At 59.3% G+C, this 23,156-nt stretch carries 28 protein-coding genes; 17 read left to right on the forward strand and 11 right to left on the reverse strand.

Annotated features, from left to right (window positions below; genetic code table 11):
- Positions 1–12: 12 nt before the first annotated feature.
- Positions 13–663, reverse strand: coding sequence for a DUF981 family protein (locus tag QXU72_02305; GenBank protein ID MEM0494083.1), 651 nt, complete (start codon positions 661–663; stop codon positions 13–15).
- A 235-nt stretch (positions 664–898) separates the two neighbouring features.
- On the opposite strand from QXU72_02305, the gene QXU72_02310 reads away from it, so the two are divergent.
- Positions 899–1,414, forward strand: a complete 516-nt coding sequence (locus QXU72_02310) for a type 1 glutamine amidotransferase domain-containing protein (protein MEM0494084.1) — start codon at positions 899–901, stop codon at positions 1,412–1,414.
- Here the strand turns inward: QXU72_02310 and QXU72_02315 are convergent.
- Complete coding sequence (locus QXU72_02315; protein ID MEM0494085.1) at positions 1,406–2,155, reverse strand: HesA/MoeB/ThiF family protein; 750 nt, start codon at positions 2,153–2,155, stop codon at positions 1,406–1,408. The two genes, QXU72_02310 and QXU72_02315, sit on opposite strands and share 9 nt — an antisense overlap.
- Positions 2,156–2,350: 195 nt before the next feature.
- Here QXU72_02315 and mobB point away from each other — a divergent pair, with 195 nt between their 5' ends.
- From mobB to QXU72_02340, 5 genes are all read left to right on the forward strand, one after another.
- Entirely contained in the window at positions 2,351–3,073 is a 723-nt protein-coding gene (mobB, locus tag QXU72_02320) for a molybdopterin-guanine dinucleotide biosynthesis protein B (protein MEM0494086.1), read from the forward strand.
- Between the two features lie 41 nt (positions 3,074–3,114).
- Positions 3,115–4,068 carry a hypothetical protein gene (locus tag QXU72_02325; GenBank protein ID MEM0494087.1) on the forward strand — a complete coding sequence of 318 codons (954 nt, stop codon included), beginning with the start codon at positions 3,115–3,117 and terminating at the stop codon, positions 4,066–4,068.
- A 3-nt stretch (positions 4,069–4,071) separates the two neighbouring features.
- Positions 4,072–4,773 (forward strand): DNA/RNA nuclease SfsA, encoded by a 702-nt coding sequence (gene sfsA / locus QXU72_02330; GenBank protein MEM0494088.1) that lies wholly within the window; start codon positions 4,072–4,074, stop codon positions 4,771–4,773.
- Between the two features lie 391 nt (positions 4,774–5,164).
- Positions 5,165–5,779 (forward strand): hypothetical protein, encoded by a 615-nt coding sequence (locus tag QXU72_02335; GenBank protein ID MEM0494089.1) that lies wholly within the window; start codon positions 5,165–5,167, stop codon positions 5,777–5,779.
- Positions 5,780–5,784: 5 nt separating this feature from the next.
- A complete protein-coding gene (locus QXU72_02340) occupies positions 5,785–5,928 on the forward strand; it encodes a hypothetical protein (protein MEM0494090.1) in 144 nt (47 codons plus the stop codon).
- Here the strand turns inward: QXU72_02340 and QXU72_02345 are convergent.
- The 4 genes from QXU72_02345 to QXU72_02360 form a co-directional block, all read right to left on the reverse strand.
- Positions 5,900–6,871: a hypothetical protein gene (locus QXU72_02345; protein MEM0494091.1), complete on the reverse strand. Its 972-nt coding sequence runs from the start codon at positions 6,869–6,871 to the stop codon at positions 5,900–5,902. The two genes, QXU72_02340 and QXU72_02345, sit on opposite strands and share 29 nt — an antisense overlap.
- The gene (locus tag QXU72_02350) at positions 6,868–8,076 is read right to left on the reverse strand and encodes a hypothetical protein (GenBank protein ID MEM0494092.1); all 1,209 of its coding nucleotides are present in this window, start codon (positions 8,074–8,076) and stop codon (positions 6,868–6,870) included. Before QXU72_02350 ends, QXU72_02345 begins: the two co-directional genes overlap by 4 nt.
- Before the next feature lie 96 nt (positions 8,077–8,172).
- Positions 8,173–9,939: an aldehyde ferredoxin oxidoreductase family protein gene (locus QXU72_02355; protein ID MEM0494093.1), complete on the reverse strand. Its 1,767-nt coding sequence runs from the start codon at positions 9,937–9,939 to the stop codon at positions 8,173–8,175.
- 5 nt (positions 9,940–9,944) lie between these two features.
- Positions 9,945–10,340 (reverse strand): 4Fe-4S binding protein, encoded by a 396-nt coding sequence (locus QXU72_02360; protein ID MEM0494094.1) that lies wholly within the window; start codon positions 10,338–10,340, stop codon positions 9,945–9,947.
- 100 nt (positions 10,341–10,440) lie between these two features.
- Here QXU72_02360 and QXU72_02365 point away from each other — a divergent pair, with 100 nt between their 5' ends.
- Both QXU72_02365 and QXU72_02370 read left to right on the forward strand, forming a co-directional pair.
- Positions 10,441–11,556: a CBS domain-containing protein gene (locus tag QXU72_02365; GenBank protein MEM0494095.1), complete on the forward strand. Its 1,116-nt coding sequence runs from the start codon at positions 10,441–10,443 to the stop codon at positions 11,554–11,556.
- A 124-nt stretch (positions 11,557–11,680) separates the two neighbouring features.
- The gene (locus QXU72_02370; GenBank protein ID MEM0494096.1) at positions 11,681–12,331 is read left to right on the forward strand and encodes a phosphoribosyltransferase family protein; all 651 of its coding nucleotides are present in this window, start codon (positions 11,681–11,683) and stop codon (positions 12,329–12,331) included.
- Here QXU72_02370 and QXU72_02375 read toward each other — a convergent pair.
- Positions 12,328–13,413 carry an L-threonylcarbamoyladenylate synthase gene (locus QXU72_02375; GenBank protein ID MEM0494097.1) on the reverse strand — a complete coding sequence of 362 codons (1,086 nt, stop codon included), beginning with the start codon at positions 13,411–13,413 and terminating at the stop codon, positions 12,328–12,330. The two genes, QXU72_02370 and QXU72_02375, sit on opposite strands and share 4 nt — an antisense overlap.
- 141 nt (positions 13,414–13,554) lie before the next feature.
- On the opposite strand from QXU72_02375, the gene QXU72_02380 reads away from it, so the two are divergent.
- The 3 genes from QXU72_02380 (at position 13,555) to QXU72_02390 (ending at position 15,475) form a co-directional block, all read left to right on the forward strand.
- Complete coding sequence (locus tag QXU72_02380) at positions 13,555–14,241, forward strand: dolichol kinase (GenBank protein MEM0494098.1); 687 nt, start codon at positions 13,555–13,557, stop codon at positions 14,239–14,241.
- A gap of 600 nt (positions 14,242–14,841) precedes the next feature.
- Positions 14,842–15,123 carry an AbrB/MazE/SpoVT family DNA-binding domain-containing protein gene (locus QXU72_02385; GenBank protein ID MEM0494099.1) on the forward strand — a complete coding sequence of 94 codons (282 nt, stop codon included), beginning with the start codon at positions 14,842–14,844 and terminating at the stop codon, positions 15,121–15,123.
- A complete protein-coding gene (locus tag QXU72_02390; GenBank protein ID MEM0494100.1) occupies positions 15,074–15,475 on the forward strand; it encodes a PIN domain-containing protein in 402 nt (133 codons plus the stop codon). Before QXU72_02385 ends, QXU72_02390 begins: the two co-directional genes overlap by 50 nt.
- A 45-nt stretch (positions 15,476–15,520) precedes the next feature.
- Here QXU72_02390 and QXU72_02395 read toward each other — a convergent pair whose 3' ends face one another.
- The 4 genes from QXU72_02395 to QXU72_02410 all read right to left on the reverse strand — a co-directional run bounded on the left by QXU72_02395 (position 15,521) and on the right by QXU72_02410 (position 17,505).
- Entirely contained in the window at positions 15,521–15,886 is a 366-nt protein-coding gene (locus QXU72_02395; GenBank protein ID MEM0494101.1) for a DUF86 domain-containing protein, read from the reverse strand.
- A gap of 8 nt (positions 15,887–15,894) precedes the next feature.
- A complete protein-coding gene (locus tag QXU72_02400; protein ID MEM0494102.1) occupies positions 15,895–16,398 on the reverse strand; it encodes a nucleotidyltransferase domain-containing protein in 504 nt (167 codons plus the stop codon).
- 166 nt (positions 16,399–16,564) lie between these two features.
- Positions 16,565–16,723, reverse strand: a complete 159-nt coding sequence (locus QXU72_02405; protein ID MEM0494103.1) for a hypothetical protein — start codon at positions 16,721–16,723, stop codon at positions 16,565–16,567.
- 41 nt (positions 16,724–16,764) lie between these two features.
- A complete protein-coding gene (locus QXU72_02410; protein MEM0494104.1) occupies positions 16,765–17,505 on the reverse strand; it encodes a Gfo/Idh/MocA family oxidoreductase in 741 nt (246 codons plus the stop codon).
- A gap of 81 nt (positions 17,506–17,586) precedes the next feature.
- Between QXU72_02410 and QXU72_02415 the strand changes: the two genes are divergently transcribed.
- From QXU72_02415 to QXU72_02440, 6 genes are all read left to right on the forward strand, one after another.
- Positions 17,587–17,745: a hypothetical protein gene (locus QXU72_02415; protein MEM0494105.1), complete on the forward strand. Its 159-nt coding sequence runs from the start codon at positions 17,587–17,589 to the stop codon at positions 17,743–17,745.
- 18 nt (positions 17,746–17,763) lie between these two features.
- Positions 17,764–18,177: a PIN domain-containing protein gene (locus tag QXU72_02420; protein MEM0494106.1), complete on the forward strand. Its 414-nt coding sequence runs from the start codon at positions 17,764–17,766 to the stop codon at positions 18,175–18,177.
- Positions 18,178–18,352: 175 nt separating this feature from the next.
- Positions 18,353–19,309: an ABC transporter ATP-binding protein gene (locus QXU72_02425; GenBank protein MEM0494107.1), complete on the forward strand. Its 957-nt coding sequence runs from the start codon at positions 18,353–18,355 to the stop codon at positions 19,307–19,309.
- Between the two features lie 10 nt (positions 19,310–19,319).
- Positions 19,320–20,429, forward strand: a complete 1,110-nt coding sequence (locus QXU72_02430) for an ABC transporter ATP-binding protein (protein MEM0494108.1) — start codon at positions 19,320–19,322, stop codon at positions 20,427–20,429.
- A 162-nt stretch (positions 20,430–20,591) separates the two neighbouring features.
- Positions 20,592–22,211 (forward strand): ABC transporter substrate-binding protein, encoded by a 1,620-nt coding sequence (locus QXU72_02435; GenBank protein MEM0494109.1) that lies wholly within the window; start codon positions 20,592–20,594, stop codon positions 22,209–22,211.
- Between the two features lie 18 nt (positions 22,212–22,229).
- Entirely contained in the window at positions 22,230–23,156 is a 927-nt protein-coding gene (locus QXU72_02440) for an ABC transporter permease (GenBank protein ID MEM0494110.1), read from the forward strand.

The raw sequence follows: 23,156 nt of genomic DNA on the forward strand, positions 1-23,156 counted from the left end.
TTGATATCTTTCCTATCCTTCGACCCGCACCGCTCCGTACCAGGGCGTCCACTTCCCCCAGCCGGGGATATGACCAAAGACCGCGTTGACACCTATGAAGAGCGCGATTATTCCGGCGACCACCAGGAAGGCTATAGCGAGGTACGCGAGGGTCTTGCTCTTCTTGTAGAAGAACACCGGGGATAGCAGGACTGAGAGGCCTGTGAGGAAGTACATCAGGAATGTTAGCTCAGGTGTTCTCGTTAGCCTGTACGTCAGGATTCCGAGGCCGTGTGCAATCGGGATAATGCCGAGAAACGCGAAGCCTAGGCTCGTGTACATAAGCTCTATCCGCATTAACAGGGATAAGCCTAAGACCAGGCAGGCTACGCCGAAAATCGCCCAGGGATCCATGAGGACGATGTTGTAGGGACCTGGGAACGGCCAGGTGATCGTAGCCCACACGCCAGTAGCGAGTGCGTAAACTCCTACGGCTAGGTAGTAGGCTCCGAAGCCGCGGTCTAGCTTCTCTTTCTCTGCTAGCGGCTTGACGAGGCTGAAGAACAGGTACACAGCTGAGGCGAAAAGCGTGGCGGCGAGCAGCATAAGCCAGGTGTCAAGGGGGTCCACGACGAGAAGCCGTTGTTGGTACAGCGTGTCGACGAGGGTCTGCTGCTGCAGCATCGTGGTATATAACGATGCAGAGGCATATAAAAACACATATGTCGAATTATGAATACTTCTTTCTTTTCATCGCTACTACGTTATTACTACGTCATGAATAATGTAATACATTGCCTAGATACCGAGTAGAGTTTCCATACCTCTGTGTGGGATGCATCCTGCAAGATACCTCTTCCTTTGCGTGAGGAAACCGCAAACGCTTTTTACGGTCTTTTTCTTTAAGTTTCGATGGGAGATGAAGGCAGCAGTTCTGGTAGAGGATTTGTTCGACGAGAGAGAGCTCATATTCCCCCTTTACAGGTTGAAGGAGCTCGGCTTCCAGGTCGACGTCGTGGGGCCTGAGGTCAGGGAGTACCGCGGCAAGGTAGGCTTAACTGTCAAGGCGGATAGAGACGCGCAGAGCGCGCTCCGCGAGGAGTACAGCGTGCTCTGGATACCTGGCGGCTACGCTCCCGATAGGCTCAGGCGGAGCCGCGCGATACTAGAGCTTGTGAAGAAGGTTGCGGAGAAGGGCGTGGTTGCGGCGGTGTGCCATGCGCCCTGGGTGCTGATCTCTGCAGGGCTCGTGAAGGGTCGCAGGATCTCCGCTTTCTTTTCGATCCACGACGATTTGCGGAACGCTGGAGCGCTCGTCGTCGACGAGCCGTACGTGCGCGACGGCAATATAATCACGGGCACTGACCCGGAAGCGATGCCGGGGATGTTCAAGCTGCTGGTGGAAGCCTTGAAGGAAAGAGGGCTTCTAGCCTAGCGCTTTCACATGCCCGCAAACCGGGCAGTTCTCCCTCTTCTTTACGTTGATCACGTCGAAAGAGCCCTGCACCCCGTCGAATATGAGCAGCTTACCTGCTAAGGGCTGCCCATAGCCCGTGATGAGCTTCACTGCCTCCAGTGCTTCGAGTGTGCCGAGGACGCCCGGTGTAGGGCCAGCTACGGGGAACGTTTTCTCCTCGGGCGGGTCCTCGGGCAGCAGGCAGCGCAGGCATGCGCTTTCACCAGGCTTCACGACCATGAGCTGCCCGTAAAGCCCCCTGACCGCCGCGTGAACCAGAGGCTTGCCCAGCTTCACGCACGCCTCGTTTAGGAGGAACCTGGTCTTCCAGTTATCGAGGCAGTCCACCACGACATCTGCCTCCGCTACTAGCTGCTCGGCTCGCTCGAGCGTTTCGAGCTTCCCGAAGACCTGAACGACTTTCACGTGAGGGTTCAGCTCGCTTAGCTTGCTCGCCGCGCTGGACACTTTTTCCCTACCGATGTCGGGTGTCCAGTGCAGCACCTGCCTGTTGAGGTTGCTGAGCTCAACCTTCTCGGAATCCACGAGGATGATTCTACCCACGCCTGCAGCCGCCAGGTACATCGCAGCTGGAGAGCCGAGCCCGCCCACCCCCACGACGAGCACCGTGGAAGACTTCAGCTTCTTCTGGGCTTCCAGCCCCCACACTCTAAGCTGCCTGTCGTACCTCTCAACCTCCTCCGGGGTTAAGTCCACCATCCTCCCACCTCGAGGGCTGTCGCCCACCCACCGGCGCGCCGCTTCATTCTCGGCCTGGAGCCGCGTCGCGGCGTGTGCGTAGGGTGGGCGAGTCAGGCTACCTACCTCAGATCACCTTTCACGCCAAGGGGAACGCTCATCACTCCAGACTTGTATACGCGTTAGCCGTTTTAAGCTATCGCGCCTATCGGGCTTGTGAAAGCGTTCGCAGTTGTAGGCTTCAAAGACTCTGGGAAAACAACGCTTGCGGAGAAGCTGGTCGGGATCCTGGCCTCGCGGGGCTACCGGGTAGCGGCGGTGAAGCACGCTCACAGCGGGCTGAACTTGCAGGGCGACTCTGCCAGGCTCTTCGCCGCTGGCGCTGAGCGGGTGATAGCGCTGTCTGAGAACGCCTCAGAGGTGATCGCCGGGAGCTTGAGCCTAGAGGAGGCTCTGGCAGCGCTGAGAGCTTACGACTTCGTGGTTGTGGAGGGCTTTAAGGAGCGCTTCCCGGGGGTAAGGGTCGCGGTTGCTAGGAGCCGGGAGGAGCTGGAGAAGCTGCAGAGCCCGCTGCTGGTCGCCGCCTACTCGGCAGCTGAGCTGGGGGGTGCTAGCGTTCCCGTCTTCAAGCCTGGGGAGGAGGAGCGGCTGGCCGACTTGCTTACCGAGAAGGCTTTCGAGCCGCCTGCCGGGCTTAACTGCGGTTTCTGCGGGTTTAGCAGCTGTATCGAGTTCGCTCGTGCTGTAGCAAAGGGCGAGGTTTCGCCCTCGGGCTGCCGGGTGCTAGCTTCGAGAGTCAAGCTCGTCGTCGACGGTAAAGCAGTCGAGCTCAACCCCTTCGTGCAGGACGTAATAAGGAACGTGGTCAGAGCCCTGGTTTCCACGCTGAAGGGGGTTGGAGAGAGGCCGGGTAGAGTGGAGCTCGTGCTTATAGATTAGTGCCGCGAAGTTTTTGTCCACGCAGTGCCGGTGAAGCCTCGATGGAAACAACGCTCGTGGGGAGCTTCCCCCTTGAGCCGAAGAGGGAGAACCTAGCCCGCGCGTTAGAAGATCAAGCGGAGCTCGGCGTAACGTACCCCGTCCTGCCGCAGCTGAGGGATTTTGTGCTGATGTACGTTGAGCCCCTCGTCGCTAAGGGGGTTCTCAGCCTCGAGCACACGGGCTACGTGCTCCGCGGCGATCCTCTCAGCGTGGAGCCCGAGGTGCCTGAGGATCTCGTCGAGGCGGCGGATATAGCGGCGGATCTGGGGCTCCGGTACCGTGTCCCCTTCACAGGCCCTTTCACTATCGCGTCGCGGATAGCTCTCCCCGGGGGGAAGCCCGGGGATATCATGTCCTCTGTCCTTTCCTCCCGGGAGGCTCTGGAGCCCCTGCTCGAGTACGTGCGCGGGATGGCGCGTGAAGTCTACTCCAGTCTTCGCGGTTACATCTACTGTGTCGACGAGCCTGTGCTCTCCGTAATCGTCGGGTCGAGAAGCGTGCTCTTCGGGTACTCTCCAGGAGAGCTCGCGGAAACCCTCGATAGCGTGCTCGAGCAGCTTAAAGCGCCTATGAAGGGAGTTCACGTCTGCGCGAGGCTGCCGCCCCTCCTGAAGAGGATGCTGCTCAGCCTTCGCTACGCGAATTTCCTGGATCACGAGCACAGTGATGTCCCGGAGAACAGGGCTTACTACACGAGGGACGAGCTGGCGGGCAGCGGTAAGGCTCTCGGTTTCGGTGTAGTGTCGTCGAAGAACCCGAGGGTGGAGAGGCGCGAGGATGTCGAGAAGCTTGCACGGGAAGCTGTTGAGCGCTACGGGGAGCGCCTAGCTTTCCTCAAGCCTGACTGCGGCTTCGGCGGGCTCAGGGGCTACCTCAAGGGGAGGGAGTACGAGGAGGTTGTGCTGAGGAAGATACGGGTTTTGGTAGAAGTGGCCTCTGAGCTCAAGGTGTAATGCTTGCCCTTAGAGCTGCTCAGGCTGCCTGAACCCGTGCCCTGCACTATAGTCAGGAGGAGGAACCGCTTCGTCGTCGAGGTCCAGGTAGCTGGCAGCGTGAGAGCTGCTAGCATCAACAACACGGGCAGGCTCCTCGACTACGTGGCCCAGGGTAGGCTGGGCTTCTGCTTCCCGAGGAGTGGTGGGCGGACGGATTACCGCCTCTTCGCGGTAGCGGAGGGTGAGGCAGCCGCCCTGATAGATACTCAGATGCAGATGAAAGCCTTCGAGTCCCTGCTGGGCCTGAAGGGAACAGTGTGGGAGCGTTGCCGCTTGCTCTCCAGGAGCCCCAGGGTCGGCGACTCGACGCTCGACTACCTTCTATCCTGCGGTGGCGACGAGATTTACACGGAGCTGAAGAGCGCAGTGCTTCGCGAAGGGCCTTACGCGATGTATCCGGACTGTCCGACGCTCAGAGGCAGGAGGCATATAAGAGAGCTGACCGAGCTTGCTAGGAGCGGCTGGAGAGCGCTCATCGTGTTCATCGCAGCGGCTCCCGGAGTCTCGGCGTTCAAGCCCTACGAGAGAGGCGACCCGGAGGTGGCGAGGCTCCTAAGGCAAGCTAAAGAGTCGGGAGTGCTGCTGAGAGCCGTGTCCATGCACTACGACCCCGCTCTCTCCGCAGTTGTCCTCGATAACCCCTCCTTACAGGTGCTTGTGTAGAGCTCTTCTTCAGCTTCTAGTCCCGCAGCCTGGGTCCCGCGCCGGTGCTCATCTCCCCCTTTGGCCGTTGCGGGCCTCTGGGGCCCGCCCTGCGGCCTCCTCGCGGGAGACCGGGGCGGGTCATGGGGTCGGCCGCCGCCCTTGGCGGTGGCCTACACCCCCTCCTTTCAGCGCCCCGTCGCCGGGGCGCATCCCCGGAGGGGGACCTCCCGGTTGGTAGCGGGGGTGGACCCTCGATCCCGCGCGCGGAGCACCCGGGCACCAGCGCCGAAGCGGCGAGGTCCCGGGAAGCGGGGCTCCGTGTGGGGCGGTTGTGTAGAATTCTTTAAGGGGGCTACTTATTGCTTGTGTGGGGTTTTTCGCTGCTAGCGGGTTTAGCTAGCTGTAGGGTTTGAGCGGTGGGGGGCTGCTGATTGTTGAAGGTTTTGGGTTGCTCGGCGGGAGGATGGCTGTCTACCCGGAGGGCAGGGTGCTGGTGATCAGCGGGGACAGGACGATAGCGGCGGAAACAGCGCTGCCGGTGAGGGCGGAGCGGGCTTTCAGCGTCGACTGCAGGGAGGTGCCCGGCGACGTTGTGGCGGCGGAGGTGAGGAGCGAGGGGGTGCTGGTGGTGAGGACGAGGGAGGGTGAGGAGCTCGTCCTCGGCGGTGAGGGGCTGGAGGCGCTTAAGCTCCCGCCTGCCGAGAAGTGGTGCGATTTCCCGTGCGGGGTGCTTGAAAAAGCTGCTAGAGCAATGGAGGGGGAGTGGGGTTTCGCGGGACTCGAGCTGGAGGGCGACTTGCTGACGGTGAGCTTCAACGGCTTGAGGTGGAGGGCGGTGCTGGGAGGCTGCAGCTGCAGCTTCAAAGCGGAGGTGAACGTGCACACGCTGAGGAAGATCCACGAGGTCTTCAGAGCCGCGGGGCTGAAGCCGGTGAGCGTAGCGTTCAACACCCTGGGGCGCACGGTGCTGATGAGGCTGAGGGGTGGGTGGCTCACCGTGTACACGGCTTTCGCCACGGGGTGAGTGGTGTGGAGAGGCTGGCGAGCGGCGAGGGCATGAGGGAGCTGCGTGAAGCTGGGGAGAAAGGCGGTATACTCCCCGGGGCATCGAGCCTAGAGGACGCCTACTGTGCTGCGGATCAGGCTACTGAGCGTAGAACTCCCTCACTGTAGCTGTGCTGCCTAGAGCTTTAGCGATGCTGTAGGCTCCCGAGAGAAGCAGCCCGGATGCAGCGGTGAGCGCGAAGAAGGGTGCACGAGGTATCGTGGAGAGTACTGCGAGGGCGATGGCTACCGACACTGCGCCGGCGATGCCCGCAACAACTCTGAACCTCGTCTCTTTCGGCACCTCCGCGTAAATGATTCTCGATGTTCCCGCCTCGGCTACGAACACGTGCCTGCGCGGGCCGTACACGTACTCGCAGATGTAAACAGGGACGTGGACGAGCCTCCTCTCGAAAGTTTTCTTCTCTACTAGCTTCGCAGCAGCTTGCTTGCCGAACCTTCGGGACAACCTGCGCGCAACCTCCTCCTCCGCCCTGCGCTCAGCGGCTCTATCTGCCTCCTCAGGAGGAATATCGGGGTTCAGGAGCACTCCTCCTCTCTGCTGCACGTAGCGGTAGCTGAAGTAAACCTTCCCCGCGGGGCTGAGCGTTAGCCGGCCGAGAGCGCTCTCCAGATCGCGCCTGAGCCCGGGTACGGAGACGATGGCTGTAGCGGTCTCTTCGCCTGCCTCCTCGGCGAAGCCCCGGGGGACTATACTCTCGGGAAGTATAGCCAGCGGTCTTAAGCGCACGTAGCTGCTCCCGCCCTGCACCGTGTACGCGAACACTCCGCTGATCTCGTAGAGCCAGTACGGGTGGAACTCTAAACGGCACCTAGATATCGTCGCTGAGGCGAAGAAATCGTTTGGCGTCTCGGGCATGCGGAGAGCCCACTGCGCGAAGATCTTGAACACCTCTCCAGGCTCGTAATTTATGCGCTCCATGAGGTGGTCGCCCACGCTTCCCTGTCTGGAGAAAGCTGTCCCGCAGCTAGGGCAGGTGAGGACGGATTCTCCTCTCCACTCGACCTCAGTCCCGCAGTAAGGGCACGGTAGCCTCCTCTCCGCGCTCACTTTCTCACCCTTCTCGCAGGCTTGTACGCGGTCCGAACCAGGAAGTAGACGCCGGCTAGCCCAAAGAAGAAGATTAGGATCGCAAGCTCGCCGAGCCCTACGCTCGTAAACGACTCTACCGCGGCCCCGGTCGCCAGGGAGAGTGCCCAGGATCCTGCTAGCGCCGCGGCGCGCCTCATGTTCGATAGGGGTGCCTCCGCAACTCTCGATGAGGCTTCGGGGCCCACAGCGGCACCTGCGAATAGGCCTTCAGGCCTGCGGTAAGTGAAGTACCAGTAGGGGACGAAGACCAGATGAATCCACTCCACGTTCACTTTCGGGTTGAACTCGTTCAGCACCACATCCTCAACGCTGCCGGGAGCCCTCGCCCTAGCTTCGGCTTTCGCTTTCTCAGCCAGGTTATCCTCGATCGTGTCGACCACTATGCTTGCAGCCCCCTCCTTCCCGATCTCCGGCGCCAGGATGAAGCCCGCCAGAGGCTTCGCTTCCTCGGCTGACAGCTCCTTCGGCTTGCTCAGCGCCCACGCGCTCCTGACCCACTCGGTGATCTCCTCCGCTCCGAAAATCTCCGCGTTGAGCCTAGCTATCACGGGCTCGATAGTTTTCGCGCTCACGGTTCCCGAGACACTCATCCTCCTACGCTCGCTGACCGTCTGCTTCCCATGCTGGCGGGTCACAACGTACGTCACGGTTGCTCTGTAGCTCGCCGCCCCCTCAGCGCCTGCAACCCACACAGGGACGTACCTCAGCTCCGCTGAAACAAGAGTTCCGCCGAGCCTGCCTGCAAGCCTCTCTACCGCGCTTCGCGGAGCTGGAGGCCAAGCGAGGATCTTCAAGACTCTCCCGTAAACGTCGCCCGCCCACCCACAGTAGGGACACACGTAGACTACTGTTTCCGGGCTGAGTTGGAGCGATGCCGCGCACTGGGGGCAGCGGAGCGAGACTGTGATCTCCAGCTCCTCGACGGGGAAGCCTATCTCCCTAAGCTTCCTCGAGAGGTCCAGCCGAATCCTGTCCCCGTGGAGCTCCGCGAAGTCTCTCCTCCCCAGCTCGTAGAGGAGGCTTGTCAGCACCTGCTCGAGCCCCGGCCGGGCAGGCCTAGCTGCAGCCGAGAGGTACACTAGCCTGCCGTCCCGCGTGGTGAGGGATACGAAAGCTGTCGCTGCTTGGCTTAAACCGCTAGGCGCCTGGCTCAGAGCCCCCACCCCTTCGGGCCTCCCTCGACGAGCCGTAAGCCGGCTTGCATAACCAATCCTGTGCTCTCTAACTAAAAACGGTTACTATTTTCCCGGGCGCCTCCGCTAGTTAGCGAGCATTGACCGGATAAAGCCCGCGTACGTTTTTCTCATGCTCTCGAGGAGCGCTGGATCCAGCCTCCCGTGAGGCGTGGGAGTCTCGAAGATCCGCTGGGGGAAGCTGACGTGGTCCGGGTCGAAGCCTAGCTCCACTTTGAGCCTGTACTTCTCGCGGTATATCTTCCGCCCGATCTCCGCGAGGTCGGAGGGGCTGAGGTCGTACCCCGCGATCTTGAGGGCTTCTGACACGACTTCGGGCTTGTAGACCTCGCGGGCGAACAGGCACACGACGAGGCTGGTCAGCACCTGCCTCCAGGCTTCCTCTTCGACCAGCTTCTGCACGAGCTCTTCGGGCTGAGGAGTCTTCCCTATTGTTTTCTGGTCGAGAGAGTAGCCAGCGCTGTCCAGGTGGCTGTGCCTTAAACCGAACGCGTAGTTCAGGTACGCTGCAGGGCCGGTGTGGTAGCCGGCCATCTCGTTCCCCCCGAAGGCTAGGGCGAACTCCCCCCCACCGTACTTCTCCGACGCGTGCGCCACCCCTCTCGCCAGCGCTTTGTAGAGCTCTGTCGGCTGCTCGACGATATTCTTCACGGCCTCGATGTAGGCGCTGTAGTCACCCCAGCGCAGCTCGACTCCCGCCAGGTCCTCCCTCGAGATCAACCCCTTCTCGTAAGCCTCCGTCGCCCACGCCAGCACTACGCCTGTGCTCATCGCGTCGAGGCCGTAAGCCTCGACCACGTCCAGCAAGCGCAGCATACCCTCAGGTTCTCTAGCCCCGAGCATCGCTCCAAGCGCGTAGATAGGCTCGTAGTCGTAGCCGATGAACGAGGTCTTGAAGAAGAACGGTTCCTCCTCGTAAGGCTCCCTGAGGGCGGCGAGGTGGATGCATGCAACGGGGCAGTGAGCGCAGGAGACTCTCCTGCCCAGGTAGTTCTCGGCAAGGTACTCTCCCGATATCTTATCTGCCGTGTCGAGCCTGCACTGCTTCAGGTTTAGTGAGGGGAGAGCTCCAAGCTCGTTCAGGTGCCTCACGTTCACCGGGGTTCCGATCTCGTGGTATTTCCGCATTAGCGGGCTCTCCGTTATCACCTTGAAGAGCTTGTCGTAAAGCTCCCGGTAAGCTCTCCGGTCAGCCACAGGGAGCGAGCTCTTGCCTGAGATGACGAGAGCTTTCAGCTTCTTGCTGCCGAATACTGCCCCGAGCCCCAGGCGGCCGAAGTGCCTGTAAGTCTCCGTTACGACGCACGCGTAGCTTACCAGCTTCTCGCCGGCTTTACCTATCCTCATTATTGCTCTCAAACCGCTCCCTGGCTCTGCCTCCCTGAGTATCCTGCCCACGGTATGGCTGCTAGTCATCCCCCACAGCGCGCGGGCATCGCGGAAGTAGACCCTCCTCCCGTGGACGGAGACCCAAACGGGGATGTCGCTCGCCCCCTTAATCACGATGGCCCCGTATCCCGCTAGCCTGATGGCGATCGCGCTCCTACCGCCGGCGTGGCTCTCCCCCAAGTTGCCCGTGTGAGGGCTCCTGAACATCGCGACGGTCTTCGAAGCTGTCGGGAATAAGCCGTTGAGCGGCCCCACAGCGAAAACGATAACGTTGTCGGGGCTCAGCGGGTCGGCGCCGCGCGGGAGCTCCTCCTCGAGGAGCTTAGTGGCTACGCCTGTGCCACCGATATACTCCTCGAAGATGTCCCTCCGCTCCTCAACCCAGTACTTCTTGCTGGAGAGATCGATGTAGAGGACGTTTCTAAGCGGGTCGCTGAGCAGCATCCCCCTCACCCCCTTAAGGCCAGTACCCCGTATGGGCAGTAGCCGATGCAGAAGCCGCAATGGACGCAGATTATCGGTTTGTTCATCTCATCGTCCCACATCACGGCTCCTATGGGGCAGGCGCCGCGGCAGTTACCGCAGCCTATGCACTTCGAGGGGTTTAGGATTACTCCCCCGCCAGCTCTCCTCACGAGCGCTCCCGTGGGGCAGGCCGCCGCGCAAGAAGGATCTTCGCAAGCCCTGCAGACGATAACCCTGTACCCGCGCTCCACGCCCCCGATGCTGGAGACGTGGATGGCCGACCTCGATAACCCTCCTTCGCTGAACCTGCGGGAGCAGGCGAACATGCAGGACATGCAGCCCACACACTTCTCAACATCTGTTACGTTGAGCCTAGGCATGCCGGCCAGAAAACCGCGAGGGTAGAATATCTACCTTTCATTATCATATTTGTTCTGAACCGCTGAGCTTTAATACTACACTTTTGCAATTATTGCTTGCATGCAGAGTGACCTGCTTCTCAGAGTAGAGCCTGCTAGGGTAAACACGACCCTCGATGTCATCGCCGAGAGAATGTGGGAGGCCCAGTCCCCGGTAATTCCTGTAGTGGATGAGGAGCAGCGCCTCCTCGGCGTGGTATCCATATTCTCGATACTCAGGACGAGGCTGCAGCCCACCACGAAAGCGAAGTCCGTCGTCGAGAAAGTTCCCGCCGTGGAGGACCCCTCCGATACCCTCGCGGTGGCCAGGCTTTTCGTCAAGACAGGATTCCCCGGACTGCCCGTAGTGCAGGGCGGGAAAGTCGCCGGCGTCATCTCCGCCAGGAGCGTTATCCGAGCCCTCTCGCTGAGAGCGGGCGTCCCGAGCCGGCACCTAGCCTACCCGCTACAGCCTTTAAGCCCCGAGGACACTGTGGAGAAAGCGAGGAAGCTTCTCGCCGATGTCGGGCTTCGGCTCGTGCCTGTTGCAAGTCGGGGGAGGCTTGAGGGGGTGGTTCGCGTCTACGACCTTGCGAGGTTCCTTTACGGGACGCCGCTCCGCAGGGGTAAGCTTGGTGAGGTTGGAGGCGATGCTGAGTACTTTCTTGACCAGCCGGTGAAGAAGGTCATGGTGGAGCCAGGCCGTGTGGTTAGGCTTGACTTGGCGCCGTCCCCGGAGGACATAGCTGAGGGTGCCGTGGTTGTGAACGAAAGGGAGGAGGTTGTGGGCGTGATATCTCCCTACCTTCTCCTCCGCAGGCTCTTCCCGGCCGTGGAGGAGGCGGGGCTCCCGGTGCGGGTCGAGGGTATAGACGAGAAAGTGGATCTGATCGCGCAGAGGCTGATATACAGGAGGTGCGTGGAGGTCGCTAGGGATGTTTCTCGCCGGGCTCGCCTGCTCGAGCTGTCGCTTGTTCTCAAGCCGCGTGATAAGGGCGGTGAGCGTAGAAGGTACGAGGTCTTCGCCACCGTGAAGCTGGACGTGGATATCTTCTCAGCGAAGGCGGAGGCGTGGGACCCGGTTCAGGCAGTGTACGATGCTCTCGACTCTGTTTACAAGAGCTTTTCGAAAGCGAAGGAGAGGCGTAGGGACAGGAAGATAGACTTCGCGCGGTTGAGGAAAACGCTGGGCTTTTAAGCCCTCCGGGGCTTCCCCTCACCGGATGATGAAGTCTCGGGGTGTTTCCGCACCGGTGGGGAGTCAGCGACCCCGTCGCTGACTTCCAGCTAGATTTTTTACGCTCGTTCTGATCTTTTCTCCTGTGGCGCTCGTTTTCCGCAACAGGGAGGAGGCCGGCCGCTTGCTCGGGGAAGCCTTGAAGCGTGAAGGTATTTCTGGGAGCGAGGTCAGGGTGCTTGGTATCCCGCGCGGCGGCGTGATCACCGCTAAGGCTGCGAGCGAGGTTGTGGGCGGCCAGCTCGACGTGATCGTCTCCAGGAAGCTGAGAGCTCCTTTCAACCCAGAGCTCGGCCTGGGTGCTGTCAGCGAGCTGGAGGCTGTATACATCAACTGGGATATCGTGAGGGAGCTAGGCGTAGGCAGAGATTACCTCGATAGAGAGGTGGAGTACCAGCGCGAGGTGGTAAAGCGCTATGTGGAGAAGTTCCGGCTGGGCTCCCCCTTGAGCCTGAGAGGGACTACGGCGGTAGTCGTGGACGACGGGATAGCTACTGGTGCGACGGTGATCGCGGCTTCGATAGCTTGCCGCAACGCGGGCGCTGAGAGAGTTGTGGTTGCAGCCCCCGTAGTGTCGGAGGACGTTGCGCCGATCGTTTCCCGCTACTGTGACAGGCTTGTCTACGTCATCAAGCCGGCCGTACTCTACGCTGTCGGCATGTACTACGAGGACTTCAGCGAGGTCAGCGACGAGGAGGTGCTGCGCCTGCTCGGGAGGAGCCGGCAGGCCGGCTAGATCCTCACGATCCTAAATCCGGAAGCTTTGCGAAGCCTGTTCATGATCGCTAGCCCGAGCCCCCGCTCCTCCAACCCTTCCGCTACTATGAACTCGCAGCCCGTCGCGTCCGCTTCTCTGAGAACTTTGAAGAGCCTGCGGGCTATGGAGAACACTTCCCCTCTAGACCCTAGGCACAGCGTTATGGCCTGCAGCCCGGAGTAAGCTGGCTTTGTCTCCTCAGTGCAGAGAATGCAGACGCGCAACCCCTCAGCCATCTTCTCTCGAGCTAGCTCGGATACCGCGGCCACGACTCTCGAAAGGTCTCCGTAGTCACTGCTCTCAACTACTACCATCGGCGCCCGAGGAGCGTAGTGCCGGTACTTCGTGCCCGGCGCCAGCGCGGCCTCTGCCTCCCCAAGCCCCCTGGCGAAGCCCGGGATAGCCACCCTCCTGCCGAGAGCAGCCTCCACAGCGTCGACAGGCAGGGCTCCCGGCCTCAGCAGCGTTGGAGGATCCGTGGTCATGTCGATTATCGTTGACTCGAGGCCGTGCACCGTCTCGCCAGCGTCGATGATGACCTCGACGAGCCCATAGAGATCCTCGATCACGTGCTGTGCCTCCGTCGGCGAGGGCCTGCCGGAGATGTTCGCGCTTGGAGCAGCAATAGGCTCGCCCACCTCCTTGACGAGAGCGAGCGCGACCGGGTGCGCCGGCATTCGCACGGCAACCTTCTCCAGCCCGCCCGTCACCTCCTTGATCACGCGCGGCGACTTCGAGAGCACTAGCGTGAGGGGGCCCGGCCAGAACTTTTCGGCGAGCTTGAGGGCGTCCTCCGGCACGCGGTTTGCCAGCTCGAAAAGCTGGTCTACCTCGCAGATGTGCAGGATCAGCGGGTTGTCGGGCGGCCTCCTCTTCACTTCGAAGACCCTCAGCACTGCACGCGGGTCGCTGGCCAGCGCTCCTAGGCCGTACACAGTCTCGGTGGGGAAGGCTACGAGTCCCCCTCCGCGTAGCACCTGCGCTGATGCCCTGATGACCTCGGGGTCAGGGTGCTCGGGGTCGACCTTGTACACGACTGTGCGCATAGCCCGAGTTCTCATAGGTGAGAGACCTTTAAAGATGGGCTTCGCCCAGCTTCCCTCATCGCCCCCGTCTGACTCGCAACCCTCCAATAGGGGAGTTTAACGATTGTCGAATGCCCCGCGGCGAATGTTTTATACCATGTAGGTCACGGAGGCGTGATGATAACCACTAGTGAGCTGCTCTGGACGGGAGCGCTGTTCGTCTGGGTGATGTTCGTAGTCCTAGTAGTATCCAAAGCGGTGTACAACTTCTTCGAGAAGAAGCACGGCCACAAAGTCGCGATCTACTACGCCCGGAAGGCTATCCACATCCTGGCTGCCGGAGTCGTCACACTGCTTATCGCGCTCCTACCCATATTCTCCACGCCGGTGCTGCCATTCATCATGGGGCTAGTTCTTGCCCTGCTGACGTACCTACCGCACCGCACAGGTAAGCTCATGTACTGGTTCCAGGATCCCGAGAACATCTACGAAGTCGACTTCTGCATCATGTGGTCTATTTTCATCGCGCTAGGCTGGTTCGCGGGTGTGCAGTTCGGGTACAACAGCCCCTTCTTGTTCAGCGTGCCAGCGCTGCTCTTCATGGCCGTCGGCGACGGGGTCACGGGCATCGTTAGGAACGCGCTCTTCAAGAGAAGGGTAAAGCACTGGAGCGGTAACGTAGCCATGTTCATAGTTTGCACCGCCATAGCCCTGGCCCTCGGCTTCGGGCTCCCCGGAGTCCTCGCCGCGCTGGCGGCGAGCCTCGTTGAGCGTGTCGAGTACTTGGGCGGAATCAGGCTAGACGACAACATTACGGTGCCGATCGTCTCCTTCGGAGCACTCTACCTGCTCCACCTCCTCTGAGGCTCAACTGCCCAGGCGCCGCGAGTTTTTCTAGGCTACTGCAGCGTCTGGAGTGATTTTTCGCACGCAGGGAAGCCTCCCGAAGTCACCGAGAGTGCTTTTAATCTATTTACGAAATGGTCGCTTGCGTGCTTCATAGAAGAGCTTAAGCTAGGCTCAAGAGGCAGGAGGTTTTACGCGTCGCGGGTAGGAGCAGTGGCCTGGCTAAGCACGAGCCAGTCGAGGCTGGAAAAGAAGTTTAGACTTCTAGCTGAGATGAAGATCGGGCCGAAACCGGACGACTTTGACGAGTATCAGGTCCTCGAGAATCCCGGAGCTCGCTGTTAAGGCCTGAGAGTACGCGGCGCCTCAGAGAGCAGGGCTCGGTGTATCTTCGCCAGCTGATAGGGGCGGCAGCTTACCTGGAGGGCTTCGCGATATCTGAAGGGAGCGCTAAGATAGGAGCTGCCACGGCATGAGGATGAGGGTACTCGCCGTGATAACTGTGTGAAAGTTCTCTCAGGTTGTGAACTAGGGTCTGCTATCCTGTGTAGTGCTCGCCCGCCTGAGTGCGGGGTTAAGGTGGGAAAGTTTAAAATTGTGGGTCACACAATTCTCCATGTGGAGACGATCAGGGTGGATAGTAGGGGTAGGATCGTGCTGCCCCGGAGCGTGAGGACTGCCCTCGGAGTAAAGCCGGGAGATGTAGTGGTGATCCATTTGGAGGGCGATCGTGCTGTCCTAAGGAAGGCATGCGACCCGGAGGAGGTGCTTGAGAAGCTCTTGGGGGACTTGACCTTCAGTAGGGAGCTCCGCAGGGCGGCTGAGAGGATGGCTCTAGAGGTGGTCGAGAGTGAGCCTCGTGGAGACAGGGTTCCTACTCGCGCTCAACCCCCGGGATAGGAACCACGATTGGGCGCTCAATCTGCTGAGGGAGGCGAGGAGCGGGAGGTTGAAGCTGTACTTGTCGCCCGCCGCCCCCATCGAGCTCTCGCTCATCCTAAAGTCGAGGGGCCTAGCTGAGAAAGAGGCCGCGCTGGTTCTGGAGGCTATGAGCTTGGCCGTCAGTAGGTACACGAAACCCGTCTACCCGCCTCCCACCCTCGAGGTAGCGTCTCTCGCGGCAAGCCTCAGGGAGCGGCACCCCGAGCTGACGTTCTTCGACTCGTTGCATGCCGCTGTTGCTATCTCCAACAAGCTCGAGTATCGCGACCTGGACGAGACGGTTCGGAGAGTCGTCGAGAAGGAATCCTGATGGGGACGCGAGCCAGCGCTGGGGACGCGCTCTCGCCAGAGCTCTTCACGGGTCGACTGAGATCTGGGCTGCTGTTTGCAGCAGCTTCGAGGCTAGGGTCAGCATGTCCCTGTACTTCCCTTTGCTTAGGATCGAGTGGACAAGCTCCTTGTTTATGCCTAAGTAGCCGTGGACTACAACGTTGCGGAAGCCGGCGATCTTGCGAAGCAATGCGGCTTCCTCCCTCGAGAGCGCCCCACATCCTTCGAGCATACCGGCGGCCTCGGAGTAGCTAGAGGGCGGTTTCTCGCCGAGGAGGGAGAGAAGCCGGTAACCCATGTCCAGTATCGCTTGAGCAGCCGTCTGCAGCATGTGGAGCACGGCGTTCATTAAAACGTAAGTCCTCGAGAATCTCGTCGGCCCCGCGCTCAGCTACGAGCTTATCCAACCACTCGACGTTCCTCTTCACCAGGTCGGAGAGCTCGGCAATCCCACCCACTTCCAGTGCACCTGGTGTAGGCTTCCGCGTACTTCCTTAAGTAATCGAGTTTGCGCAGCTGCACCAGGTGGTCGGTGTAGAGGGAGGCGATACGCGCTAAATCCTCGGCATAGGCCTCAGCGTCACCCCAGACGAGAAAGCCGTGCGCTAACGCCTCGTAGAGGAAGGAAAGGTTCTCGCACTTCTCCACGTCTAGCAGCGCGAGGTCCACGCGGTCGATGGGGAGTCCGAGGCAATCGGCTACTTCAACTGCGAGCTCGGGCAGGACTTCGAAGAGCTTGCCAGCTTGACGGGGCTTCGGCCTTAAGCCTACATCGATGTCGCTGTCAACTCGAGGGGTACCTCGAGCCAATGAGCCGAAGATCACGGCGTAGAGCACCAGATCTCTGTAGCCAGCCAACACCTCAGATAGGCGCGCTACCACCGCGTTTAGGTCTAAGCGCATCCCTGAGCGAAAATCGGTTAAGGTTACAAAACTTAAAAATTAAAAGAAAAATGCTTGGAATGGTTGGATTATGAGTATGCTACATGGACCCTCCTACCAGTTCTAGCGGATTCCAGGATGGCATCTATGATTACGTTGCAACGGTAGCCGTCCTCAAAGGTTGCACCTATCGGTCCGGCATCCTCGTCTCTGACGATGCAGTTGAGGAAGTGATACACCTCGTTGATGAAGGTGTGCTCCCTCCGATTATGTGGCCCGGCGGCCAGTACCTATCGATGTACGGGTGCCTCCTCTCCGTGACGAGAACGGTGCTCCAGCCGGTCAAACCCTTCTCCTCCCACTCCCTCAGGTAGACTCGGAGCTCGTTTAAGCGCTCCAGGTTGACTCGATGGATCCGTGGTCGCCATTGATCTCGAAGTTGTTGTAGTTCTTCCTACCGGTGGTGAACCTGGAGGCCTCGAGCGTGCCGATCGCCCCGTTCTCGAACTCGACGGTCACTCTTCCCTTCTTCGACGGGTCCTCGGCCAACGGGCGCTCCTCAATGAACGTCCTCACAACACCCGTCACAGCGGTGATCTCACCGAATAGGAAACGGGCTAGGTCGATGATGTGGCTCCCCAAGTCGCCTAGGGGCCCGCTGCCCGCCTCCTCAGCCCTAAGCCTCCATGTGAGCGGGGCACTGGGGTTGGCGAGCCAATCCTGCAGGTACCTGGTCCTGAAGTGGTAGATCCTATCCAGAACCCCCGACTTGACCAGCTGCCTTGCTAGCTGGACGGCCGGAACGAAGCGGTAGTTGAAGGCTACCATTGTCTTCACCTTCGCCCCTCTCGCCGCATCGCGGAGCACGCGGGCTTCTTCCGTATTCCTCGCGAGAGGTTTCTCGCAGAGCACGTGCTTCCCAGCCTCCAACGCCTCCAGTGTCGGCTTGAGGTGCATGTTGTTGGGGAGCGAGTTGTCGACGATCTCCACCTCCGGGTCTCTAGCGGCGGCGCGCCAATCGGTCGTGTACCTCTTAAAGCCGTAGTTCCTCGCGGCCTCCCTAACCCTGTTCTTGTGCCTGCCATAAATGATGACCAGCTCAGGGAAGCGCTTATCTATGGTGTGCATTCTGTGACCATCACAGTGAAGGTGAGGAAGAGCGCTGCGAGGCTGGCGGATCGGATGGTGAAGCTCGGGTTAGCTTGAAGCATGTCGCATGCGATCAACATAAGGATTGAGAGGGTGAAGGAGGAAATGAGCTTCTGGGAGAGGGTAGAGGAGCGGGTCTCGCAGCTGCTGAGGGAAGCCTGGAGGGTTTTGCACGGCGGGCTCTCAAAGCTGCTTGAGGAAGGAAGGAGCGAGAGGTAGCCTACATTAATAGCCTACATTAATACGAGCGTGATCGTAGCCTTCATCGACGAGAAGGATGCCAACTACGGGAAGGCCGTCGAGATGCTCAATCAGCTGGAGGGCTACTGGAAGGTCATCAGCGAGCTGGTTCTCGTTGAGCTGGCCTCCGCCTTCTCACGGGCGGGTTTCAGCGAACCAATGGAGCTCACGTTCTACTCCGTAAGGAGATGCGGAGCTCGGCTTGCCTCGATTGACTTCAGCAGAGTGATTCGCACGGCGCTCTTGTACTCCAGAGAACTCATGATGAGAAAGCTGGATCTGCTCCACGTGGCGTTTTGCTGTATAATTGGTGCAACTGTGTTCGCAACACTCGACCGTGAACTCGCGCGCAGGAAGAACGCTATAGCAAACCTCCTGGGAATCGAGGTTCTCCACTCGCTCTCTGGATAGTGGACACTGCGAGAGAGCCGGTGCGGCATCGTTCTTTTCTCAATAAATGTTTAGGTAAAAAGTTTGCGTGACATGATTAAAATTCGGATTATATTGGGTAGGCTGTTAAAGACTGTGCATGTTTATAAGCTAGAAGTGAGCAGAGTTGTGGAATCCCAAAGGGGTGTGTGCCCGAATGGAGAAGCTGCTGGAGATTAGCGGTTTGAAGACCTACTTTTTCACAGACCGTGGTGTCGTGAAGGCGGTTGACGGCGCCCACCTTGACCTTTCGAAAGGTGAGGTTGTAGGAGTGGCGGGCGAAAGTGGGTGCGGAAAGAGCACGCTGGGGCACTCGATCATCAGGCTTGTCCCTCCCCCCGGCAGGATCGTCGGAGGGAAGATCCTGTACAGAGGTTTGGATCTGCTCAGCCTGAGCGAGGAGGAGTTCAGGAAAATCAGGTGGAGGGAGATCTCGATGATCTTTCAGGCCGCGATGAACGTTTTAAACCCAGTCTACACCGTAGGCGAGCAGATCGCTGAGGTCTACACGGTTCACAACGGCTTGAGCAAGAAGGAGGCTCTGGAGAAGGCTCGGGAGCTGCTCTCGCTTGTGGGCGTGGATCCCCGGCGCGTGAACAGCTACCCGCACGAGCTGAGCGGGGGTATGAAGCAGAGAGTCGTCATAGCGATGGCGCTCGCTCTAAGCCCGTCAGTGGTCGTTGCCGATGAGCCGACGACGGCGCTCGATGTCATCGTCCAAGCCCAGATCATCAACCTCTTAAAGAGGTTAAGGAGCAAGCTGGGGCTATCGATGATCTTCATCTCCCACGACTTGAGCCTAATTGCGGAAATCGCCGATAGGGTGGCCGTCATGTACGCCGGGCAGATCGTGGAGCTCGGCTCAAGCAGCATGCTCTACCGTGAGCCCAGGCACCCCTACACGAGGGGGCTCTTGGAGAGCATCCCGAGGCTTAGAGGGGATTTGAGGAAGTTGACGTGGATTGAGGGGGCTCCACCTGACCTCGTGAACCCGCCCGAGGGGTGCAGGTTCGCTCCAAGGTGCGGCTATAGGATGAGCATCTGCAGCAGGGAGGAGCCGCCGCTGGCGAGCATCGCGCCAGGCTACTACGTTAAGTGCTGGCTGTACGCGTAGGTGAAGGGTCGTGACGAAGGGCAATGACCTGGTCTACGCGCCTGAGATCAGCGAGAGAGTCAAGCTGATGGTAAAAGACCTCAGAGTTTACTTCCCCCTTAGGAGGAAGCTTCTCGACGTGCTCCGGGGAGTCCCTCGACCCTTTATTCGAGCCGTGGACGGTCTGTCGTTCGAAGTATTCGAGGGAGAAGTCTTCTCGCTCGTCGGTGAGAGCGGCTGCGGCAAAACTACGACGGGTAGGACTGTGCTAAGGTTAATCAAGCCGTACTCGGGCTCTATCCTCTACAAGCCGGGGGCTGCCGTGAACCACAACAGGTTGCGCCCCGAAACCGAGTACGGGCACATCGACTTGGCCAAGTACGACGAGAAGGAGTTGAAACCGCTCAGGAGGGATCTGCAGATCTGCTGGCAAGACCCCTTCAGCAGCATCAACCCGCGCAAGACCATCTTCAAGATCCTCGAGGAACCTCTCCTGATCCACAGGATCGGCTCTACCCGGGGCGAAAGGTACGAAATCATCGCGAAGGCGCTGGAGATGGTCAAGCTGGTCCCCCCGGAGGAGTACATGCGTGCCTATCCCCACATGCTCTCCGGCGGGCAGAGGCAACGCGTGGTTATAGCGAGAGCCCTCATCCTCAACCCATCCTTCCTAGTAGCCGATGAACCCGTCTCCATGCTCGACGCTTCCGTCCGTGCGGAGATCCTCTACCTGATGCTGGAGCTGAAGGAGAAGTACAACCTCACCTACCTGTTCATCACGCACGATTTAGCTGTGGCCCGCTACATCTCGAGCAGAATAGGAGTCATGTACCTAGGCAAGATGGTCGAGATGGGTAACGCGCAGAAAGTGCTGAGCGACCCTCTCCACCCCTACACGCAGGCGCTCATCGAAGCGATCCCGGAGCCGGAGCCCGAGAGGCAGCTCACCGTGAGAGAACTTCCCATTAAGGGCGAAGTCCCGAGCGCTGTAACTCTGCCGAAGGGGTGCAGGTTCCACCCGAGGTGCGTGGTTTGCGAAAGCAACCCAGCTCTAGCTGAGAAATGCAAAACTCAGGAACCACCTCTAATCAAAGCTGAAGGAGACCGATACGTTGCTTGCTGGCTAGCAGCCCGCGAGTAGACTTTTAGCGCAAGTCTTTTTTATGAGAAGATTTGCAACCTTAGTCGAAAAATGTAAAATCAATTTACTGAGTCAATAAAAAGTGCTCTAGAAATATTTATAAACACTGATTCCTAGTAACATTTATAAACAGGCATCTGATGGGCTGGTGCTGAAAACGGCATGCCCGGTGCACGTAAGCCGCTCCTGATAGGAGTGATCGCGGCCGTAGTCGTCGTGGCGCTAGCTGCTGCAGTCCTCTTCTTCTTCCAGCAACCTCAGCAGCCAGCTCCAATCCCCGGCCCATCTGAGGAGACCGCTGCTCCCGTTAGACCACAGGAGATACCCGTTAGACCACAGGAGATAGAGGTTCTAAGGATCTCCCAGAGAGCCGATCTTTCAACGATTGATGTTCAAGTGGCTACAGATTCCCCCACACTGAACGTTTTCGGGCACGTGTACGAGACGCTGTTCAAACTGCGTTTCACCCCGGATGGAACACCCGTTTTCGAGCCCCACCTAGTAGAGAGCTACAACTTCGTGAACGAAACAGCCATTAAATTTAAGTTGAGAAGCGGTATTCGGTTCCACGACGGTAAGCCTTTAACGGCGGAGGATGTTGTAGCCACTTTCAGGAGAGGCCCGGTTGTCGGCTCGATACCGAGGACGCTTTTGGGACCGGTTAAGAGCGTGGAAGCGATCGATGACCTGACGTTCGTAATAGTTTTAAAGTACCCATTCGCCCCGATCATCGCCCACCTTGCGCACCCATCCACAGCGATCATCCCTGCTTGGGTTGCTGAGCTGTTTCCCGATAAACCGATAAACAGCACCGCGTACATCATCGGTACGGGCCCCTTCAGGTTCGTTGAGTTCAGAAAACTAGAAAGAACGGTCTTAGAGAGGTTTGAGGACTACTGGGGTCCCCAACCCACCGTTAAGAGGTTGGAGTGGGTCCCCGTTGAGGACGATGATACGAGAGCCGCAAAGCTGGAAGCTGGAGACGTTAACATAATCACGCACGTTCCCCCACACCTTGCCCGCCTGCTACGCGACAGGGGCTTCAAGGTTGTCCAGATGCCGAGCACGAGGATAATATATATCGGCATAAGCGTTGACAGAATCACCGATCCTCGCGTCAGGCAGGCGTTGAACTTAGCCGTGGACAAAAACGCGATCGTCAGCAGGATCCTCGAGGGTGCGGGAACCGTTGCCACCGCTCCCATTCCTCCAGCAGTATTCGGCTACTCGCCGCAGACACCTTACGGCTACGACCCCGATAGGGCGAGGAAGCTCCTCGAGGAGGCTGGCTGGGCCGGGCGCGAGCTTATAATGATCGCTCCCTCAGGCAGGTACTTGAAGGATAGGGAGATCGCTGAAGCCATTCAGATGTACCTGCAGGCTATCGGTCTAAACGTGAGGCTGACGACGATGGAGTGGGCCGCCTACATAGCGAAGGTGATGGGTGAGGTGAGGGACTTCGACCTCTTCCTTCTCGGCTGGTCAACCGCTACCCTGGATGCAGACTACGGGCTCTACTCGCTCTTCCACAGCAAGGCCCCGTTCAACCGGATGCGTTATTCGAACCTAAAGGTCGACGAGTTGCTGGAAGCGGCTAGAGCTGAAGCAGACGTTGAGAAGCGTAAGCAGCTGTACAGGCAGGCTCAGGAGCTGATATGGCAAGACGCGCCCTGGATCTTCCTGCACGTTGAGGACCTTATAGTGGTCATGGACCCCAACCTCGAGAACGTCGAAGTGCAACCGATTGAGCGTTGGATTCTCACGTACGCTACAAGGCGTTAAGCAGGGAGGACTCGGGAAATGCTAAGGTATATAATCAAAAGGTTTTTTACCAGTCTACTTACCTTCTTCGCGATCCTGCTGTTCACGTTCATCCTCGCACGCTTACTTCCAGGCGACCCGATAACCGTCATGTACGGTGAAATGCAGCCAACACCCGAGGTTCGGGCTGCGCTCGAGAGGGAGCTCGGCTTGGACAAGCCGATAGTAGTGCAGTTCTTCATCTACGCGTCAAGAATGCTGAGGGGGGATTGGGGCCTTTCGGTCCACACGCGTGTACCGGTCGCCGCTCTGGCGGGAGACGCCTTCCTCTCCACGCTGGTTTTAACAGCGTTCAGCATCACGCTGGCAGCTGCCCTCGGTTTGCTGCTAAGCTACCTAAGCGTCGTGCGCTACAATACCCTCGTGGACAAGGTTATCCGGGGTGTCTCGGTGGGAACTTTCTCGCTCCCGGTTTTCTGGTGGGGTTACATCCTGATCCTCGTTTTCGCCGTGCAGCTCAGGTGGCTTCCCGCAGGTGGTAAGGGCGGGATCGAGCACTTGATACTCCCCTCGTTAACACTAGCTATGGTCAACCTAGGGATGATCACCAGGGTTTCAAGGGCAGCCATGATTGAGGTGTTAATGCAGGATCACGTGGTACTGGCCAAGGCGAAGGGGCTCAGCAACGGCGATGTCATGGTTAGGCACGTGATCCGGAATGCGTTGGTCGCCATAGTCACCGTAATAGGGTTGAGGTTCGGCGTCCTGCTCGGCGGCGCGGTGATCACTGAAACTGTTTTCGCCTACCCGGGAATGGGCAAGATGATCGTCGATGCTATCCTCACAAGGGACTATCCTGTCCTCATCGGCGGGATGTTCATCGCATCGCTAGCTGTGATGATCGTGAACCTGGCCGTCGATATGGCTTACGCCCTTCTTGACCCTAGGGTCAGAGTGGGTGGTTAG

Origin of the sequence: Thermofilum sp., from assembly GCA_038741495.1 — an archaeon.
Taxonomy (GTDB): Archaea; Thermoproteota; Thermoprotei; order Thermofilales; family Thermofilaceae; genus Thermofilum.

Coding starts and splice junctions, on each gene's coding strand:
- QXU72_02310 (MEM0494084.1), top strand. CDS start 899: ATGAAGGCAGCAGTTCTGGTAGAGGATTTGTTCGACGAGAGAGAGCTC.
- QXU72_02435 (MEM0494109.1), top strand. CDS start 20,592: ATGCCCGGTGCACGTAAGCCGCTCCTGATAGGAGTGATCGCGGCCGTA.
- QXU72_02440 (MEM0494110.1), top strand. CDS start 22,230: ATGCTAAGGTATATAATCAAAAGGTTTTTTACCAGTCTACTTACCTTC.
- QXU72_02410 (MEM0494104.1), bottom strand. CDS start 17,505: ATGCACACCATAGATAAGCGCTTCCCTGAGCTGGTCATCATTTATGGC.
- QXU72_02425 (MEM0494107.1), top strand. CDS start 18,353: ATGGAGAAGCTGCTGGAGATTAGCGGTTTGAAGACCTACTTTTTCACA.
- QXU72_02380 (MEM0494098.1), top strand. CDS start 13,555: ATGATAACCACTAGTGAGCTGCTCTGGACGGGAGCGCTGTTCGTCTGG.
- QXU72_02365 (MEM0494095.1), top strand. CDS start 10,441: ATGCAGAGTGACCTGCTTCTCAGAGTAGAGCCTGCTAGGGTAAACACG.
- QXU72_02315 (MEM0494085.1), bottom strand. CDS start 2,155: ATGGTGGACTTAACCCCGGAGGAGGTTGAGAGGTACGACAGGCAGCTT.
- QXU72_02355 (MEM0494093.1), bottom strand. CDS start 9,939: ATGCTGCTCAGCGACCCGCTTAGAAACGTCCTCTACATCGATCTCTCC.
- QXU72_02360 (MEM0494094.1), bottom strand. CDS start 10,340: ATGCCTAGGCTCAACGTAACAGATGTTGAGAAGTGTGTGGGCTGCATG.
- QXU72_02305 (MEM0494083.1), bottom strand. CDS start 663: ATGCTGCAGCAGCAGACCCTCGTCGACACGCTGTACCAACAACGGCTT.
- QXU72_02375 (MEM0494097.1), bottom strand. CDS start 13,413: ATGAGAACTCGGGCTATGCGCACAGTCGTGTACAAGGTCGACCCCGAG.
- QXU72_02400 (MEM0494102.1), bottom strand. CDS start 16,398: ATGCGCTTAGACCTAAACGCGGTGGTAGCGCGCCTATCTGAGGTGTTG.
- QXU72_02415 (MEM0494105.1), top strand. CDS start 17,587: ATGTCGCATGCGATCAACATAAGGATTGAGAGGGTGAAGGAGGAAATG.
- QXU72_02325 (MEM0494087.1), top strand. CDS start 3,115: ATGGAAACAACGCTCGTGGGGAGCTTCCCCCTTGAGCCGAAGAGGGAG.